Origin of the sequence: Actinomadura geliboluensis, assembly GCF_005889745.1 — a bacterium.
In the GTDB taxonomy this organism is placed as follows: Bacteria; Actinomycetota; Actinomycetes; order Streptosporangiales; family Streptosporangiaceae; genus Spirillospora; species Spirillospora geliboluensis.
On the sequence record NZ_VCKZ01000044.1, the window covers coordinates 1 to 17,447 of the forward strand.

A 17,447-nucleotide genomic window follows, 5' to 3' on the forward strand; every position below is an offset into this window, starting at 1 on the left:
TTATGGGGCTATGGCGGGGGTGTACGAGGCATCGTCTACCGAGCGAAGTGATGACCATGGCGGACACGGGCGGCGGAGACCAGAGCAAGGAGCTACCCGTTGAGCAGCTCAAGGAAGCCGGCCGGGATCTCGTCCAGGCGCTCATGGTGCGGGCGATCACGGGGGCCAGCGGGAAGATCCAGGACATGACCCAGCGGCTGACCGACGCCGCGGACGGTGGGGACACCGGCACGAAGATGGCCGCCGCGGGCGCGAAGAAGCTCGCCGAGGGGGAGTCCCCGCTCAAGGCGGGGGTCAGCGCGGGCATGACCGGCGCGAAGGAGAAGGTGAAGAACGCCCTGCCCTTCGGCGGCGGTAAGGACGGCGGGGACGGCAAGGGGACCGGTGGCGGTCCCAAGGTGGTCAACATCATCGAGCAGTTCGATGTGGGACTGCCGCGCCGTGTCGCCTACGACCAGTGGACCCAGTTCGCCGACTACCCGACCATCACGCGGAAGGTCGAGAGCGTCGAGCAGGAGTCGGACGAGAAGATCAACTGGCGGGCGCAGATCTTCCTGTCGCATCGCAGCTGGGAGTCGAACATCATCGAGCAGGTGCCGGACGAGCGGATCATCTGGAAGTCCAAGGGATCCAAGGGCTACGTCGACGGCGCCGTGACGTTCCATGAGCTGGCCCCGACCATGACGCGGATCCTGCTGGTCGCCGAGTACCACCCGGACGGCTTCGTGGAGAAGACCGCGAACCTGTGGCGGGCCCAGGGGCGCCGGCTCCGCCTGGACTTCAAGCACATCAAGCGCCACATGATGACCCAGGCCCTCCTCAAGCAGGAGGAGGTCGAGGGCTGGCGCGGCGAGATTCGCGACGGCGAGGTCGTCAAGACCCATGAGGACGCCCTCAAGGAGGAACAGGAGAAGCAGGAAGGCCAGGAAGGCCAGGAGCAGCAGAAGGACCAGGAGGAGGAGAAGGACCAGAAGGAGCCAGAGGGCCAGGAGAAGCAGGAAGGCCAGGAGGAGCAGGAGGAGCAAGAGGGCCAGGAGGCCGAGAAGGAAGCCCGCGACAAGGAGAAGGCCGGGAGCAGTGCCTGAGAGCCCCGACGTTTTCGCTGGTAGGCGTCGGGTAGCGGGTCGTGACACGGAGGCAGAGACCGGCCGAGGCTCTGGGGGAGCGATGGACAGCGACGCGTCTGGCAGGCAGAAGCTCGAGCGGAAGCAGAGCGAGGGGCCCGACGTCTACCTCAACGTCCCCCAAGTCGAAGTCGAGGAGATCTCCCTTGAGGTCGAGAACCTGGAGGCGCACGTCTCGCTCGTCGCCCAGGTTCTCGACCTGCTCAAGCTGAACGTCGGCGCGGACGTGTTCCTCGGCAGGGTCAAGCTGGAGATCAAGGGAGTTCAGGCGCAGGCGCGGCTCGACGTCCGGCTGGACAACGTGGCCGTCATCGTCGACCGGGTCCTGACCACCCTCGATCGCAACCCGGAGCTTCTCCAGCATGTCGGACGCGGCGTGGAGGCGGCGGCGCGCGACATCGGCTCCGGGACCGGCGCTGCCGTCGGCGAGGTGGGCAAGGGCGCTGGTGGTGCCGTCCGTGATGTCGGTAAGGGTGCGGGCGGTGCTGTCGAGGACGTTGGTAAGGGCGCCGGTGGTGCCGTCCGGGACGTTGGTAAGGGTGCGGGCGGTGCTGTCGAGGACGTCGGCAAGGGCGCGGGCGGCGCAGTGCGGGACGTTGGCGAGGGTGCTGGTGGTGCCGTACAAGGCGTCGGTGAGGGCGCGGGCGGTGCCGTGCAAGGCGTTGGTGAGGGCGCGGGTGGTGCGGTCCAGGATGTCGGTAAGGGTGCGGGCGGGGCGGCCGAAGGTGTCGGCAAAGGCACTGGACAGGCTGCGGAATCGGCCGCGTCGGGCGTTGCGGGCGCTGCAGGCGAGGCGGGCAAGGCAGGCGCTGCGGGCGCCGCGGGCGCCGCGGGTGAGGCGGGCAAGGCCGCAGGCGCCGCGGGCGAGGCGGATACCTCGTCCGAAACGGAACGTCCCACGGCATCCACGGAGAAGACCGAGGAGTCCGGCGACGACCGCAAGGAAACCGAGGACGCCAAGGAAACGGAAGAGGTCAAGGGAACCGAGGAGCGCAAGGAAAGCGAAGAGGCCAAGGGAACCGAGGACCGCAAGGAAGCCGAAGAGGCCAAGGGAACCGAGGACGCCAAGGGCGACGACCCGCCGGATAGCGGGTCCGATGAGGGCGATGGCGGTGGTGAGCCCGGCGGGTCGGGATCCATGGAGGAGGCGCTCCACGAGGCCGAAGAGTCCGTGCGCGATCTGGGACGGGCGCTGCTCCGGCTGGTCTCCGGCGGGGCGGGGCGTTCATGAGCGGCGACGAGCGTCCGGACGCCGAGGTCCGGCGGACGGCCGACATCCTCTTCACGGCCAGCATCAAGGCCGATGAACTGCGCTTCGAGGTCGTCCCGGAGAGTTCGGTGGAGTTCTCCGGTGACGCCTCCGCCGAGTCGTCGTCCGGCAGCTCCCGCACGAATGTCCCGGACGAGGCGGAGGCGCACGTCACCTACCGCGACGTGCAGATCGACTACGCGATCGCGGCCAAGCTGCAGCCCCCGGACTCGGACGTCGACGGCTGAACCAAGATCAGCTCTCCCGCGTCTGTACCTGGACATGTGATCGTCCAGAGGGAGCAGGATGCTGAACGTCGACGGATGGAACGCGATCGATGGGGTGCTCAACGCGCGGTACGGGGACGCCGAGCGCCTGGAGTGGGACGCGCCGATGCCCTACCGGCCGATGGGGCCGATGCCGATGGGGCAGTTCGTCACCAACACGATCGCCGTCTACCCGCGCACGGAGCCGGTGCCGCACTGGCACCTCATCGGCTACGCGCTGACCGCGCCGTTCGAGGAGCGCGGCTACGAGTTCACGCTGCGCGTGCCGCGCCTCCCGGGTGAGACGGCCGCGCCGAACTGGGCGATGGCGCACCTGGAGAAGTTGGCGTCGTACGTGTCGAAAAGCGGCAACGACTTCGAGCCGGGCCACTACATCGAGTTCCCGGACCCGCTCGACCCGGAGCGCCCCGGTTCGGCGGTCCGCGCGGGCGCGTTCGTCCTCGACCCCGAACTCGGCCGCGCCGAAACGTCCCTGGGCGAGGTCGCCTTCCTCCAGTTCGTCGGCATCACGACCGACGAGTTGCACGCGGCCCAGTCCTGGCACGTCGCGGGCCTGATGGACGCGATGGCGCCGCACCTCCCGCTGCTGGTGACGAACCTGGATCGCACGTCTCTCGCGGACGTCCCCGGGGTCGCCGACACCGTCCGGGAGGGGTCGCGGCGTGAGGGGTCGGGCACCGGCTACCTGTTCTTCCACCAGCTCGGCGCCGACACGTCCAACGGTGTGACGCTGGAGATCGGTGCGAGGCATGTCCCGCAGTTCACGCGCGTCTTGCCGGCGCGCGTCCCGCACGGCAACCCGCTGATCCTGCGCGGCCCCGGCCGCCCCATCGCGCTTCTCCCGGGCCAGTCCATGACGCACAACGACGCCGACCATGCCCTGGAGATCACCCTCCCGGACGCCGTCTGCCACGCCATCGCCGAGACCGTCCGCCCCCAGCCGGGCACCTATCGGGTCGACGCCCTGACCGTGACCATCGTCCCCTGACGCGGGCGAGCCGCCCTCCAGGCCGGGGGCGGCTCGCGCTCTTTCAGGGAGCCCAGGGGGCGGTGACGGCCCAGGTGACATCGGCGGCCCAGTTCGCGGACGCGTCGAAGGCGTGCGAGCCGCCGTTGCTGGCGATGTAGAGAGTGTCGTTGTAGTGGCGGAGGAAACGGTCCGGGTAGTTGTAGGACGCGAAGGAGGTTCCGCTGCCGCTCTTCCCGGCCTGCGGGCAGAACGTGGCATCGGCGCGGAAGATGGCCGAGCCGTCCATCGGCTGCCGGTAGAGCTGGTAGTCGAAGTGCCGCAGGAAGTCACCGGGGTAGTTGCGCGACTCGAACGAAACGCAGGAGTTGTTCGCCAGGCCCCGGCGGACGATCCAGCTCCCGTCGTTCTTGTCGACGGACGAACTGCCCGACGAGATCTCCGACGTGACGACGCCGTCGTTCTGGTGGCGGATGTAGCGCGTGGTGCAGCAGGCCGTCGTCGCGCGCAGTGAAATGGTCGAGCCGGGGTTGAGCGTGCCCGCCGCGACCGGGCTCGGCGCGCCGTAGCCGACCGAGACGATGTTCGCTTGGACGGCGTTCTCCGCCGCGTCGGACGGCAGGCCCGAGGTCATCACGCCCTCGTAGAAGGAGCCGATGGCGGTGTTGCTGTTGTCGCCGCCGATGCCGAGGATGATCGCGCCTTCCTTGTGCATCGGCGAATAGCCGGAGGGCGAGGTGGGCAAGGCCCCGGAATAGCGTGTGGACAGCCCGCCCGATTGCGCGTTGCCGTCCTTGATGGCGAAGTAGTTCGTGCCGTTGTTCTTCAGCATCGCCGTGACGAACGGGTTGCGGTTGCCCATGTAACCGGTGTTCTGGCTGCCGCCGGTGTTCGATTGGAACAGCCCGTTCTCCAGGTCGGCCATCACCCACGGGCCGGAGCCGTGGCAGGGCGAGAACCAGCACAGGGTGCCGAAGTAGATGGCGTCCATGTGGCCGTTGCCGTTGTCCAGGTTGTTGGTCTCGGCGTTGCCGTAGTCGAAGCAGCAACTGCTGTTGTAATGCGTCCCGGTGGTGACCATGTACATGCCCTCGGGCTGGCTTCCGGTGGCGATGCCGGACGTGGAGTTGTCGCGGTATCCCATGTGGCCGGAGAACGAGGCGCCGTAGACGGTGCGGCCGCCGGCGGTGATCGGCAGCGCGTCCGCGGGGACCGGCGCGTCCTGGCCGCCGACGCCACCGGGCGGGGCCGGGGTCAGGTCGTTGTGGCGGGACGTCTGGTCGTAGATGACCGTGATGACGCAGGCGGTGCCGCCGCAGAACGCGTCCTGCGCGGCGGCGTCGGCGTACCCACCGGCGCCGACCACGCCGATGTCGCGGGTGCCGTTGTCGGAGGCGCGGCGCACCTGGTAGAGGCGGCCGCCGTAGGAGCCGAACAGCGCCCGGGTGGTGCTGTGCGCGGCGACGCAGGGCGTCCCGGCGGACGCGTAGATGTCGCACGGCAGCGTCCCGGCCGCCAGGGACCGCCCCGGCATCCCGACTAGACCGGCGATCCCGACCGCGGCGATCGTCGCGACGAACAGCAGTTTCCTTTTCCAGTGCGCCGGCCGTAACAGAATCATCGTACAAACTCTCCATTCCTGCTGCTGGACGCGCAGCGGTACCTGCTCTGATCGACAGGTGAGTTAGCGCTCACATGTGGGAGCAGCGAGCCTTGGGAACATCTTCAGAGGTCAGGCGTCGGATGCCCTTCCCTGAAAGGCAGAAATGTTATCGCTAACATATCGCTACCGCGGCATCCCTCCCTGATCGGGTCGTTATTGAGGGCGGTGCTGAGAGCACATACCAACCAGCGGACGCTGTCAACCCTCAATTACGAACCCGCACATCGGAGCGCGATAGAGGGGGTTGGCCGCTACCCGGCTGAGGCGCCGACTGCGGACGGTACTCGGCGCGACGGCGCCATCAGGCCGCGTAGATCGGCGAGGAGTTTGTCCCGCGCGGCGAGGGACCCCAGCACCTCTGGCACGTTGACCGCGACATAGGTGACCCGTGCGGCCACCGCGTCGTCTCCCCGATGGAGCGTGACCGTCCGAGACGGGACGTTGCGGTCGCTCGCGTAAACGATGAAGGCGGTCGGTGCCGCCGCCGAACCCCCGGCCGCCTGCGCATAGACGAACCCCTGGAACAGGTCGGACGTCGCGACGTTCCTCTCCGCGTAGAGCTTGTACTTGGCGTCGATGGAGCAGCGTCGAGCGTTCGCTCCCCGCCCTTGAACTAGCTGGATGTCCGGGCGGATCTCGGTGTAGGACCCACCGCCCTCGCCGCGAATCGCCCTGGGCATACTCTCCTGCGCTCGCACGGAGACGTCGGATCCGCTGAAGGCGTCCTGCAGCAGCCGCGTGACGAAATCCTCGAACAGCGCGTTCATGTCGACCATGAAGGCGTGGGTCACCCGGCTGTTTCTGGTGTGCCGGTCGGTGAAGGAAGAGCCGTCCAGCAGCATCCTGGCCCACCGGTGCGCATCGCGATAGTGCTCGTTCGCCCGATGGTAGGTGAGGTGTTCCGCAGCCGACCGCACATCGAAACCGTCGAAGGTGCAGACCCCGCCGAAGTCGGCGGCGAGGCGCCGGGCCGTGGTGCGCACCTCCGCGTCCTTCGCCGCACGGGCCGCGAAATGCAGCGCCGCTCCGCACAACCGGTTGTCGAGTATGTCGGCGCTGCGCTCGTCGTACCTGCATTCGAGCCGGTCGAGCATCCCGTATCGCCGTGTCACCTGCCGCTCTACCAGCAGGCGCCCACGGACCACCGGAAGCGCGTCCTCCCGCCGCAGGTAGTCGCGCCGCAACCCATGACGGAGCAACCGGTCGCACTCCCGAGTCAGCAGTAGGCACACGAGGTCGCGCAGGCTCAATCCGGTCGCCAGACGCCTCAGCAGTGGAAGCTCTCGAAGAGAGCGCAGCCCGGCGGCATAGTCGATCATCTCCAGCACTCCGAGCTCCGACCCGGCCAGTTTCGGCTGGACGTGGACGGACACGCAGTCGAGATCGACCACGCCGACATGGGACCCGGCCACGATCTCCAGGTCGCCGTTTCGGAGCCAGCGCATCGTGATCCGCTTCGCCAGGTCCGCCGATTCGACGGCGGCGAGATCCGCAGCGGTGGGGGAGAGGCCCGGCACCCGCCGGCTCTTGTGTTCCGGGACGATGACCGTCTTCACTATTCGCCCGCGCTCGCCTGGAGTTCCGCGGAGAGCGCCGCGACCAGCCGTTCGTCGCTCAGCCCGGCGACGGTATGAGCCTGCACGTCGACGATCTCCTGGCCGAGGAACCGGGACAGCATCGAGTAGTCGTCGTAGGCGTACTCCTGGAGCAGCGGCAGCACCTCGGTGCGCACGATCGCGGCCAGTTCGGCCTCGCTGTCGACCGGCTCACCGCCCGGCATGAAGAACGAATGCCCGATCTGCCGCTCCCGTCCCAGCTCCTTGACGACGCGGCGGTTGAGCTCCCGGAGCAGCAGGCCCAGATCCACGTCCCCGACCTTCTGCCCGTCGAGGGCGTCGGTGTCGGGCAGCAGCTCATGGAAGGCGAACCGGCGCCGCAACGCCGAGTCCAGCAGTCGGATGCTGCGGTCGGCGGTGTTCATCGTCCCCAGGATGCGGACGTTGGACGGCACGGCGAAGCGCCCGCCGGTGGGCAGCGTGACCTGCAGCCCCCGCTTGTCCGGCTCCAGCAGCGTGATCAGCTCACCGAGGATCTTCGGGACGTCGCCGCGGTTGATCTCGTCGATCAGCAGCAGGTAGGGCCGTTCGGGATTCGCCCAGGCCGTTTCGCACACCCGCTTGAAGACTCCGTCACGCAGTACGAGCTGGAGCCCGCCGTCGCCGCCCTCGGCGGGACGGAAACCCTCGATGAAGTCCTCGTACCCGTACGCGGGGTGGAACGTCACCTGTGTCAGATACCCGCCTCGATTGAACGTGCTCAGGGCCCGCTGGAACCCGGCCGTGCCGTAAGTGGCGAGAGCGTCAACCCCCAACTCCGGCATCTGGGTTGCCAGCCACCAGAGCGCGAAGCGCAGGGTCGTGTACGTCTTTCCCGTCCCCGGTGGCCCGTACAGGACGACCTGGCCCTTGCGCCTGAGAAGTCCGGCGATCTCGGTGAACAGCGGATCCGCGGGAACGATCTTGCTCTCTGGCCGCCCCACTGTCCCGGACACTTGGAGGGATTTCCACAGCTCTGCCGAGACTTTGGCCACGGTGACCGTGCCCCACGACTTCTGCGGCGCGGCGAGAATCTGCGCGTAACCGGTGTCCCAGTTGACGGAGACGGTGTGTTGGAAGACCGGGCGTTCGTCACGCCACCGGTAGCCTTCCTCGGTCACCGTGCCGACCCCGAGGACTTCTTTGGTGCCCTTATTGGCCACCACAAGGTCACCGGGTTTCAACTGGTACAGCCGCCAGACTTCGTTCGCCTTCGCTGAAATCTTGCTCTTGTTTCCTTTGTACTCGACGGAATATGCCTCCTCGAATGCGGCGCGGAACTCCTCCTCCGAGTCGTACTCGCTGAGGGCTCCGACCTCGTCCCAGCCGATGCAGATATAGCCGCCCTTAAGACATTCATCCCAGTACTTGGCGTTCTCCCCGGGGGCCACCTTGAGGATCGTCGTGGTGGCCGGACGCGGATCCGCCCACTCGTACAGGAACTTTCCGATCTCGTACGGATGCCAGCCGGCGAAGCGCCCGTCGTCACCGACCACCTGCTTGAGTCGCTCGTGCGCGGCGAACGCGTCGAGATTGTTGTGCTCTCCGGACAGCTGGAAGATGAACGCACGCACATGCTGGCGGCTCGTGACCGGAATGAGTGCACCGGGGAAGTAGCAGGAGATCGCTTTTGCCGTCAGCGCCGGCCCTGGCCGGAGCGAATCGATGGTGTCGATGTCGCTGAGCCGACCTCCCCGGATGATCTCGAATGCTTCGACGAACCCTGCCCGCACATTCTCCCAGGCGGCCTGCTCATCGTCGTACTCTAGGGGATATCTCCATATCCCCTCCTTCTTCCGCCGGAAGATGATGTGTTTGGCGGCGCTCCCTCCTTTCATACTGCACAGAGCGTCCGTTCCGAACTCCATGCGATGGCAGAAGGAATTTTGGTAGACGTCCGTGCCGAGGGCGTAGCGCTCAAGCGGCATGGTCGGCCATGAGTCCAGTGGGAAGTCGCGCAGTACCTGGGCGATCTCTGCGTCCGCTCGGGCGATCTGGTCCGCGTGGGCGGATCTGTCGAACTCGGCGAGGGCCCTCGACAGCGGCTTGGTGGGCGTGCTGATGCCGCCGACGCTGGGGAGCGGGACACACGTACAGGTCTGGCAGAGCTTGAACACCGGTCGGCCTGCCCCATTTCGCAGGCCGGCTCCCTCCGCGAACGCCTGCCGCCCCCGCACGTCGTCCGCCGGCCCGGCTTCCAGTAGCCGTTGCCACAGGTCGCCTGCCGGGTCGGGATAGACCTTCCACCCGTCCTCGTGCCCGAGCATGTGCGTGCAGTTCCGGCTGTGGTGGAGCGCCGTCCCGTCACTCGCGGGGCAGATCACCTCGCCGAGCGACGGCGTCAGCTCGAAGGACTGCCCGTCGTAGTGGACGATGCGGCGCCCGTCGGGGGTCTCGTTGATGGTGACGCTCAGCCCAGTGCCCATCCCAAATTGGTAGTGGATCAGGGGCGGGCGGCTGCAACCCGAATAAGAAAAATGTGTCCAACGGGAGACACTGCGGAACGGATCAGTTAGGTGCGTTCAGTCGTGTCAGATGGGTTCTCTTGCCCTTGCCTTGCTGACACTTGCCAGGATGGTGCCGTCTGGGCCGAACGCCACCGCTCCGACATCATGGCCGGGTTCCAATGTCGGCCGGGGACGATCGGTACGGAGGCACGCTTTCCGTCATCTGGGATGTCGAGTCCAGCCGCTGCGTCCGCCCCCTCGGGGTGCTCCTTTGGTAGCGCGGAGCGAAGCCCGGCGACTCCTGCGGTCCGACCACGAGCAGCCGAGAACCTGCCCCGGTTGGGTGGCCGGGGCAGGTTGCGGGGGGTTGTGGCTCAGTGGATGGGGTTGGCTGGGGTGTCCAGCCAGATTGTTTGGGCGTCGGGTGTGACGATGATGCCGAAGCGGGTGATGTCGGGGCGTCCCCATTTGAGCCATTGCAGGTAGGCGGCTTCGGTCTCGTCCCAGAGGGAGCGGTCGCCTGCCTGCTGGACCTCGTAGTCGGGTTGGCCGGGTTCGTAGTCGACGGAGGCCCACGCACCTTCATGGGACTCGCGGTCCAGGACCCACATGGTCGCTCCGGCGGCGTCGGAGTAGAACCTTGAGACCACGCCTGGCACGAGGGCCGCCACGGTGAGGTCGATGCTCACCGGCCCGTAGGAGAGTGAGCGGGGGTCCAGGCGGGTGCGGCTTACTCGAACTTCCCTCTCCATGGCCTTTGCCCATGTCCGGGCTGGTCCGTAGGCCGGGCGTTGAGCGCGCAGCACCATGTAGTCGGCCGATCCGGCGAATCTGCCCAGGGCTGTGCCGTCGTCGAGGACGTCCAGGCGTAGGACGGCGCCGTACCCGAACCCGGCAGAGAACGGGGTGACGATCCGTCCGCCCGGCCGAGTCTGCTCCACCCATGCGTACGGCACGCGTGAGACCGCGCATGTCGCGTGAATCCGGTCGTAGGGAGCGCCTTCGGGGTAGCCCTCCGCGCCATCGCCCACGATGACGCGGCACTCGTGGCCGGCGGCCCGGAGCCGTTCGGCGGCCTTGGCCGACAGGCCCGCGTCGACTTCCATCGTGGTCACGTTGTGGGCGCCCACTCGGGCCGAGAGCAGTGCGGCCGTCCATCCGGAGCCGGTACCGATCTCCAGTACGCGATCGTGGTCGAACGGGTCGAGTTGTTCCAGGAACTCGACCACCAGCGTCGGCATCGACAGCGACGAACTGGCCAGTCCCTCGCCCTCGGTCCGGCCGTCCTCGAACTGGGTCACCAAGGGCTGGTCGAGCGCAACGACCTCTTCCCACTTGTCGGGGTCGGCGGTGCGGTCGATGCGTGCCCAAGGGCCGGGCCCCAGGTCCGCCCACACCACGTCGGGTGTGAACGAACGCCGGGGCACCGAGCCGATGATCTCGTGCCAGTCGGTCACGAACGCTTCCCGTCGTTGGGGTTGCCGTTGGTCCTGTCACCGGTACCACGGGATCCGCCCTGGGGCTTGTTCCCGTCGGTGGTGGTCCTCTCGTCGCTGTTTCCCTTGTCGCGGTCGCCCATCTTCTTCTTCTCCTTCGTTGTGTCGTTGCGGCTGGTGAACCGCACTGAACCTCCGGACGGACGGGCATGTGCCGCGCCCGGAATGCCGTCCGTCCGGAGGGGTCTAGGTGCCGAACAGGAGGTACAGCCGGAGGAGCGCGGGAACTCGCTTTCCATCACGGACGGATTCCGGTGGCTGCCCCGACCGCGTGGGCGATCGTGTCGGCTGCGGCGGCCGGGGCGTCGGCCGCGCCGATGGCCTTGCCGGTACCGGCCCAGGTGAAGACCCAGGCGCCGGCGATGAAGTCGGCGCCGATCTCGGTGAACCTGTGGGGTGCTTGGGCGTTGGTCACGTGCAGGACGGGCGTGCCGCTGCGCGCGACGATGCCGCACGACATTCCGCCCCGCTCGCGCACGGCCTGATCGAGAGCGGTCAGGAACAGGCGTCGACCGCTCGTGGTCGTCCGGTGGTCAATGGCCATCTTCGTGCTGCCTCCCGTCGAGGGGCGTGCCTGGACTGGCTTTGCGGATGAGGGCGGAGCCGAGGTCGGCTACGGGTGCATTCGCGACCAGACCCATTTGCCGCCGGCGGGGTCGGCGGTGACGCCGCACTTGGCGGACATGGCCTGGACGATGTGCAGGCCCCAGCCGCCGTTGTCGTCGAACGCCTCCTCCGACAGGTCGAGGTCGTCGAGGGTGAGTTCCTTCACCGGCTTGGCCGCGGGCAGCTCGTGGTCGGCGTCCCAGACGGCGATGATGATCCCGTAGGCGTCCCGGCTGAGCTGGAGACGGATCTCCTCGTCCGGCGTCTGCCGGGCCGCATTGGTGACCAGTTCCGAGACGATGAGAAGCGCGCTGTCGAGAATGTGCGAGTAGTCCCATTTGCGGATCTGTGTGTCCGCGAATGTGCGAGCTTGCCCCACTGCGGAAGGTGTGCCCATAAGGGGCATGATCGGCTCTGCGGTCGCCGTCATCGCCATCGTCCCGTCCTTGCCCGAGATTCCGATTTCCTGTGACAAGGATCGCCGCAGCGTTCTAGGTTTTGGTGTACAGCCAAACTATTCCAAACAGGAGTGCCAATGCCGATCGTCCGGGACCCGATTGAGCCGCGGCTCTCGATCTACCACTTCCTAGCCTTCTACCTGCGGTTTCTTTGTGAGAGAGCGGGCTTGTCGCTCACTCAGGTGGGAAAGATCATCGGGGTGGCCAGGTCGTCTGTTTGTAATATGGAGGCAGGTCGCCAGCGTCCTCAGGAAGATCACGTTGCGAAGCTGACGAGCATTACGGAACCGGCAAGCTTTTGCAGCTTTTGCTATGGTTTGCCCGTTTGGCGCACGACCCGAACTGGTTCCGGCAGTACTCTGAGTACGAAAAGCAGGCATCTTCAATAAGGGCATATCACGGTCAAGCGGTACCGCTCGCGCTCCAGACCGAGGACTACACGCGGGCTCTCGTGGAGGCCGGGTCCAGCAGAGACATTGAGGGTGAGGTGGCTGAACGCGCCGAGCGTAAGGCCGCCATCCTCGACCGCGAAGACTTCCCGGACCTCTGGGTGATCATGGACGAGAGTGTCCTGGCCCGCTTTGTGGGCGGGAAGTCAGTCATGGCGGTCCAACTTCAGCACCTGCTGAAGATGGCTGACGAGTCGCACGTGAGCCTGCGGATCGTTCCCTTCTCGTCGGGAGCGAACGTCGGCCTGGACGGGTCGTTGCAGGTCATGCGCCTGGAGACCCGTGATGTGGCCTACGTGGGTGCTCAAGGCGGCGGCCGCTTGATCGAATCGCCGAGCGATGTTCGCCAGATAGGGGATAAATTCGAACGTATCGGCGTGAAGGCCCTCTCGGAGGACGGGTCACGCGAAATCATCAAGCGTTACTTGGAGATGTACACATGATCGTCCAGTGGCGGAAGAGCACTCACAGTGGCGGCGTTGATGACAAGGCCTTGCGTTGAGCTGGGACGACTTGCGTCAGGGGCCGGGATCGGGGTCAGGGACAGCAAGGACCCGGATGGGGGGCACCTCACCTTGTCCGGTGCGCAGTTCGCCGACCTGATCGAGCAGGTCAAGCAGCATCGGGTGCGTTAGCCATGGCCGTCCAGTGGCGCAAGAGTTCCTACAGCGGTGGCGTGAACGATGAACAGTGCGTTGAGCTGGGACGTCTTGCGCCGGGGGTCGGGGTGCGTGACAGCAAGGACTCAGGCGGGGGGCACCTCACCTTGTCCGTCGCGCAGTTCGCCGTCCTGATCGAGCAGGTCAAGCAGCATCGGGGGCGGTAGCCATGGCAGTCCAGTGGCGCAAGAGCACTCACAGCAGCGGTGTCAACGACGAACACTGCGTTGAGCTGGGACGACTTGTGTCGGAAGCTGGGATCGGCGTCCGGGACAGCAAGGACCCGGATAGGGGACACCTCGCCTTGTCCGGTGCGCAGTTCGCCGACCTGATCGAGCAGGTCAAGCAGCATGGGGAGCGTTAACCATGGCCGTCCAGTGGCGCAAGAGTTCGTACAGTGGCTCCGCGAACGATGATGTGTGCGTTGAGCTGGGACGTCTTGCGCCGGGGGTCGGGGTGCGTGACAGCAAGAACCCAGGCGGGGGGCACCTCACCTTGTCGGTCGCGCAGTTCGCCGTCCTGATCGAGCAGATCAGGCAGCATCGGGGGCGGTAGCCATGGCAGTCCAGTGGCGGAAAAGTACTCACAGCAGCGGTGTTGACGATCAGCACTGCGTTGAGCTGGGACGACTTGGGTCAGGGGCTGGGATCGGGGTGCGGGACAGCAAGGACCCGGATAGGGGGCACCTCGCCTTGTCCGGTGCGCAGTTCGCCGACCTGATCGAGCAGGTCAAGCGGCGCCCTTCCCGCTGACCGTCCGGGCGGCCTCGCTCCGCGAGGGTGAGGCCGCAGTGAGCACACGTAGGTGGAGACCGGTCGTCTGTCACGGTGTCGAGCGTGCTGAATGATGTGCTGGTAGCAGGGATCGCCTTCATCAGGAGCGGTCGCTGAAGCCGGCGCGTCCATGCGTGCGGCCACCGGTACTCCCTTCGGAGGAGTGGGTGGCAGTGTCGGCCTCCTGATCGGCGGCGTGGCGGTGGCCGGGGCGGCTGTGGGCAGTGGTGCAGCAGGCGGGTTCACCGTCGTTTCCTCGGCAGGTGACGTGGTCGTCGCACTGGGGTGTACCCTCCGGAATTCAGTGGAGACGTACTTAGAACGGATGCCCGGTGAAGTCGGAGCCGCTTCCCGCATGGATAGTGATCGTTGCCGCGTTGTTCTCGATCACCTCGTTCATCGGGCACTACCTGTTCATGTCCGGCAAAATGTCTCGCGCCCACCAGGATTTTATCTTCGGCCCGAACGCGGGGAAGTTCGGGCGGGAAGCCGGATTGGGCTTGAAGTACGGTGCCGCCGGGTTCGGATTGTGGGCCCTGGGAGGAATTCTTACCTACACTCCGCCGGGAACCTTCCTGGAGAGGATCGCGGCGTGGATTGTGGTGGCAGGCTTCCTGTTGATGCTCCCGCCCATCTACTGGAAATATGCCGGGTACCCGGAACGCATGAAGCCCGACTGGTACAAGGATAGGGAAGCGCGGTTCAACGCCGGAAAGGCGGCTTTGGCGGATGGGGCAGCGAGTTCCGCTGCGGCCGCCGGCGTCGATGACATGATTCTGGCGGGGCCCGAGGGGTGGGCACCGCTGACGCCCGCACCTTCGGAGCATGATCCGGCTGAGGCAGTGGGTCGATTGCCTGCCGCGCACGAGGGATCTGGCACGTCATGTATCAAGGTGGGTGGATATCGGCTGATCCCCCTGGTCGTGGACATCGAGAATTTTTCCTCTGGTCCACTCGAAGTCAGGGCCGGCCGTGCGCGCTCTGCGGTCGACCACTGGCTGGCGTCGCTCCCACCAGGAGGGGAGCCATCGCGGCTGGTGCTTGATGACCGTGAGTTAGCGAATGGGGAGCCGCTGCCGGAACGTTACCTCCAGATCAAGGCGAGCAGTCAATGGCGGGTTTCTCTCCGCACGCTCCAGGATCTGCGAACCTTTGAGGAGAAGGTCACAGGTACGGGTTTTGATGTCATCCGCTATCTAGGGCCGCCGGGAGCCGCCGTCATACGGCAGGAGGGCGCGACCGCCTTTTCTCTCCAATTGCGTGACTCCAATTTGAGGCGGAAGCGGTCGGCGTACCAAGTGCTGTGTCCACTGCCCGGCGAGAAGGGGCGGGTTGCGCTGCCCACGGACTCGGTGTTGCAGATCGGCGCCGAAGGAGCGCCTTGGTCGGTAAAGGTCAGCCCGTTGCTACGGAACGGGGACGTCGCGGCCGAGGGACGCACAGCCTTGGCGGGCCCCGGGCTTGATGAGTTGCGGACATTCAGCACGTCGATCACGGGAAACACCGCCGAGGTCCTCTTCTATACTGGCGCATCGGGTCGGCTGCGGATCGAACACACTGGAGACGGCCCTTTCGGCATCGATCAATTGCACTCGACCCTCGGTATAACTAGAGAAGTGCTCGCCGTGTTCGGCGACTACAAGGGCGACGTCGCGATCAAAGGGCACTCGCTCCTCCAGATCCGTGGCGGGCTGGGCACCTGGTCCCTGCGGCAGGCCGACGACTGACCTCCGACCCCTCGCCCGACACAGCCCAGTGCTCCCGTGCCCCTGAGGCGGTTCCACATTGACGATCCACGGCTTGTCCGGGCGGATGAAGCGGGCATGCCGGAGAAGGTGGTTCGCCGTGATCTACTCGCCTGATGATTGATTGGTCGCGGCTTTCGCATGCCTATGGCTCCGCCGAGGACATCCCCGGGCTCCTCGATCAGGTCGGAACCGAGGGCGACGGTCAGGTCTGGAACGATCTGTGGTCGGCACTGTGCCATCAGGGCACGGTCTACTCCGCGAGCTTCGCTGCGCTGCCGCGGCTTCGGGGCATCGCGTCCGCCGAGGGAGTGCGGGACGACGACGCCGCCATGGCGGTCGTGCTGGCCGCCGCGATCGTGGCCGGTGAAGACCAGCCGCACGATGCCGGTGACGTCCGGGCGCGGCATGCGGCGGACATCGCCGAGCTCGGACGGATCACCACCCGCATGCTGCCTGCGGCGCCCGACCGCCATACGTACGTGTACCTGCTGCAGTCCGTGCTGGCCTTCGAGGGCGTCCAACGCTGGGGGCATCGGCTCGAAGGTCTCAACGACGACGAGTACGAGATCGAATGCCCCGAATGCACTGTGACGCTGTTCGTCGCCTTCGGCGATGACGGCTACTTCTCCTGTGCCGGCGACTACGCCGTGGACGCGGACGTTCGCAAGCTCCCGCTGCGCCGGTCGGAGCCCGAGTCCCTGAGCGGCTTGGCCGAGCGCCTGCACGCTACTGCCCACGCTCACGGCCAGGAGGACGTGGCGGTACGGCTGACCTGCCTGTTCGGCGCGGCGACATGTCCCGAGTGCGGGACGGAGTTTTCGGTGGCGGACCAGGTCGACCCCTACTGGTGATCTCCGGCAACCCGCCGCACGTCCCGGAGTCGGGGTGGCCTTGCACGGGCGGTGGGAACGGGCCGCGACCTGGACGCCGTGCCGGGGCCGCGTCCGCCCGCCCGTCCGCGCGGCTGTTGTTCGGCCGGTGTGCCGTGCTGTGGCGCCCACTCTTTGGGCCCGCCCAGGCCCGGCTAACGGGCTGTCATTGCGCTGGTGCCAGGTCGTGCCAGCCCGGCGTCCGAAGTGAGGGGACGATGTGTCCTCTTGCGGGCGCGCCGGTGGCGGGTTTGCCCGGGACGGGGCGTTCGGCGTCGAGGTAGGCGACCACTGCCAGCACGCGCCGGTTGTCGTCCTCGGACGGCGGTAGCCCGAGCTTTCCGAAGATCCTGTCGGTGTGCTTGCTGACCGTCTTCTCGGTCACCGACAGCACCGACGCGATGGCGGCGTTGGAGCGGCCCTCCGCCATCAGCCTGAGCACGTCCCGCTCCCGCGTCGTCAGGGCCTGCAACGGCTCCTCGCGGGCGTGGCGGCTCAGCAACTGGGCGACCACGTTCGGATCGAGCACGGTGCCGCCGGCGGCCACCCTCCGTACCGCGTCCACGAACTGGCCCACGTCCGCGACCCGGTCCTTGAGCAGGTAGCCGATGCCGCCGCTGCCGTCGGACAGCAGTTCCCGCGCGGAGAACAACTCCACGTGCTGCGAGAGCACCAGGACGGGCAACTCGGGCATCCGCCTGCGGGCCTCGGCCACCGCGCGCAGGCCCTCATCGGTGAACGTCGGAGCCAGTTGGACGTCCACCACCGCCACTTCCGGACGGTGCACGGTCAACGCGCGCAGCAGCGACGGGGCGTTGTCGACCGCCTCCACCACCTCCGCCCCGGACGCGTCCAGCAGACGGACCAGCCCGTCCCGGAGGAGGACGAGTCCCTCGGCGAGGACGACGCGCACGGCGGCCGCGCGATCGCGGTGACCGGACCGGCCCCGCCCGTGGGTCCGTCCATCCGAACGGAGGGGGACGACCGTCCCGGGCTCGTCGTACGGCAGTTCGGCGACGACTGACCAGCCCACTCTTGCCCGCGGCCCTGCCTGGAG

The 17,447-nt window shown here is 67.0% G+C and carries 21 protein-coding genes; 13 read left to right on the forward strand and 8 right to left on the reverse strand.

The window, feature by feature from the left end; all coding sequences use genetic code 11:
- Nucleotides 1–50 precede the first annotated feature (50 nt).
- The 4 genes from ETD96_RS09145 to ETD96_RS09165 all read left to right on the forward strand — a co-directional run bounded on the left by ETD96_RS09145 (nt 51) and on the right by ETD96_RS09165 (nt 3,648).
- On the forward strand, nt 51–1,085 hold the full coding sequence (locus ETD96_RS09145) for an SRPBCC family protein (RefSeq protein WP_138635871.1): 1,035 nt from the start codon (nt 51–53) through the stop codon (nt 1,083–1,085).
- Nucleotides 1,086–1,167: 82 nt separating this feature from the next.
- Nucleotides 1,168–2,355: a hypothetical protein gene (locus tag ETD96_RS46540; protein ID WP_240807416.1), complete on the forward strand. Its 1,188-nt coding sequence runs from the start codon at nt 1,168–1,170 to the stop codon at nt 2,353–2,355.
- Nucleotides 2,352–2,621, forward strand: a complete 270-nt coding sequence (locus tag ETD96_RS09160) for a hypothetical protein (RefSeq protein WP_138635872.1) — start codon at nt 2,352–2,354, stop codon at nt 2,619–2,621. Before ETD96_RS46540 ends, ETD96_RS09160 begins: the two co-directional genes overlap by 4 nt.
- Nucleotides 2,622–2,679: 58 nt before the next feature.
- Nucleotides 2,680–3,648 carry a suppressor of fused domain protein gene (locus ETD96_RS09165; RefSeq protein WP_138635873.1) on the forward strand — a complete coding sequence of 323 codons (969 nt, stop codon included), beginning with the start codon at nt 2,680–2,682 and terminating at the stop codon, nt 3,646–3,648.
- Between the two features lie 43 nt (nt 3,649–3,691).
- On the opposite strand, the gene ETD96_RS09170 is transcribed toward ETD96_RS09165, so the two are convergent.
- From ETD96_RS09170 to ETD96_RS09195, 7 genes are all read right to left on the reverse strand, one after another.
- The gene (locus ETD96_RS09170) at nt 3,692–5,248 is read right to left on the reverse strand and encodes an alpha-L-arabinofuranosidase B (RefSeq protein WP_138635874.1); all 1,557 of its coding nucleotides are present in this window, start codon (nt 5,246–5,248) and stop codon (nt 3,692–3,694) included.
- 293 nt (nt 5,249–5,541) lie between these two features.
- Complete coding sequence (locus ETD96_RS09175; RefSeq protein WP_138635875.1) at nt 5,542–6,846, reverse strand: McrC family protein; 1,305 nt, start codon at nt 6,844–6,846, stop codon at nt 5,542–5,544.
- Nucleotides 6,846–9,311, reverse strand: a complete 2,466-nt coding sequence (locus tag ETD96_RS09180; protein WP_138635876.1) for an AAA family ATPase — start codon at nt 9,309–9,311, stop codon at nt 6,846–6,848. The genes ETD96_RS09175 and ETD96_RS09180 overlap by 1 nt, the downstream gene beginning before the upstream one ends.
- A 395-nt stretch (nt 9,312–9,706) precedes the next feature.
- Complete coding sequence (locus ETD96_RS09185; RefSeq protein ID WP_138635877.1) at nt 9,707–10,789, reverse strand: methyltransferase domain-containing protein; 1,083 nt, start codon at nt 10,787–10,789, stop codon at nt 9,707–9,709.
- Nucleotides 10,786–10,956, reverse strand: a complete 171-nt coding sequence (locus tag ETD96_RS44505) for a hypothetical protein (RefSeq protein ID WP_171068937.1) — start codon at nt 10,954–10,956, stop codon at nt 10,786–10,788. Before ETD96_RS44505 ends, ETD96_RS09185 begins: the two co-directional genes overlap by 4 nt.
- A 110-nt stretch (nt 10,957–11,066) precedes the next feature.
- On the reverse strand, nt 11,067–11,372 hold the full coding sequence (locus ETD96_RS09190; protein ID WP_138635878.1) for a hypothetical protein: 306 nt from the start codon (nt 11,370–11,372) through the stop codon (nt 11,067–11,069).
- A gap of 69 nt (nt 11,373–11,441) precedes the next feature.
- Complete coding sequence (locus ETD96_RS09195; protein WP_171068938.1) at nt 11,442–11,813, reverse strand: ATP-binding protein; 372 nt, start codon at nt 11,811–11,813, stop codon at nt 11,442–11,444.
- Between the two features lie 156 nt (nt 11,814–11,969).
- On the opposite strand from ETD96_RS09195, the gene ETD96_RS48050 reads away from it, so the two are divergent.
- From ETD96_RS48050 to ETD96_RS09240, 9 genes are all read left to right on the forward strand, one after another.
- Nucleotides 11,970–12,281 carry a helix-turn-helix domain-containing protein gene (locus tag ETD96_RS48050; RefSeq protein WP_138635880.1) on the forward strand — a complete coding sequence of 104 codons (312 nt, stop codon included), beginning with the start codon at nt 11,970–11,972 and terminating at the stop codon, nt 12,279–12,281.
- Entirely contained in the window at nt 12,218–12,784 is a 567-nt protein-coding gene (locus tag ETD96_RS09205) for a DUF5753 domain-containing protein (RefSeq protein WP_171068936.1), read from the forward strand. Before ETD96_RS48050 ends, ETD96_RS09205 begins: the two co-directional genes overlap by 64 nt.
- A 39-nt stretch (nt 12,785–12,823) precedes the next feature.
- On the forward strand, nt 12,824–12,976 hold the full coding sequence (locus tag ETD96_RS09210; protein WP_138635901.1) for a DUF397 domain-containing protein: 153 nt from the start codon (nt 12,824–12,826) through the stop codon (nt 12,974–12,976).
- A 2-nt stretch (nt 12,977–12,978) separates the two neighbouring features.
- On the forward strand, nt 12,979–13,167 hold the full coding sequence (locus tag ETD96_RS09215) for a DUF397 domain-containing protein (RefSeq protein WP_138635882.1): 189 nt from the start codon (nt 12,979–12,981) through the stop codon (nt 13,165–13,167).
- A gap of 2 nt (nt 13,168–13,169) precedes the next feature.
- Nucleotides 13,170–13,364, forward strand: coding sequence for a DUF397 domain-containing protein (locus tag ETD96_RS09220; protein ID WP_138635883.1), 195 nt, complete (start codon nt 13,170–13,172; stop codon nt 13,362–13,364).
- A gap of 2 nt (nt 13,365–13,366) precedes the next feature.
- Nucleotides 13,367–13,555, forward strand: a complete 189-nt coding sequence (locus tag ETD96_RS09225; protein WP_138635884.1) for a DUF397 domain-containing protein — start codon at nt 13,367–13,369, stop codon at nt 13,553–13,555.
- A gap of 2 nt (nt 13,556–13,557) precedes the next feature.
- A complete protein-coding gene (locus ETD96_RS09230; protein ID WP_138635885.1) occupies nt 13,558–13,752 on the forward strand; it encodes a DUF397 domain-containing protein in 195 nt (64 codons plus the stop codon).
- A 353-nt stretch (nt 13,753–14,105) separates the two neighbouring features.
- Nucleotides 14,106–15,500, forward strand: a complete 1,395-nt coding sequence (locus ETD96_RS09235) for a hypothetical protein (RefSeq protein ID WP_138635886.1) — start codon at nt 14,106–14,108, stop codon at nt 15,498–15,500.
- A 134-nt stretch (nt 15,501–15,634) separates the two neighbouring features.
- Nucleotides 15,635–16,372 carry a hypothetical protein gene (locus ETD96_RS09240; protein ID WP_138635887.1) on the forward strand — a complete coding sequence of 246 codons (738 nt, stop codon included), beginning with the start codon at nt 15,635–15,637 and terminating at the stop codon, nt 16,370–16,372.
- Between the two features lie 184 nt (nt 16,373–16,556).
- Here ETD96_RS09240 and ETD96_RS44510 read toward each other — a convergent pair whose 3' ends face one another.
- Nucleotides 16,557–17,303, reverse strand: a complete 747-nt coding sequence (locus ETD96_RS44510; RefSeq protein WP_171068940.1) for a LuxR C-terminal-related transcriptional regulator — start codon at nt 17,301–17,303, stop codon at nt 16,557–16,559.
- Nucleotides 17,304–17,447: the final 144 nt, after the last annotated feature.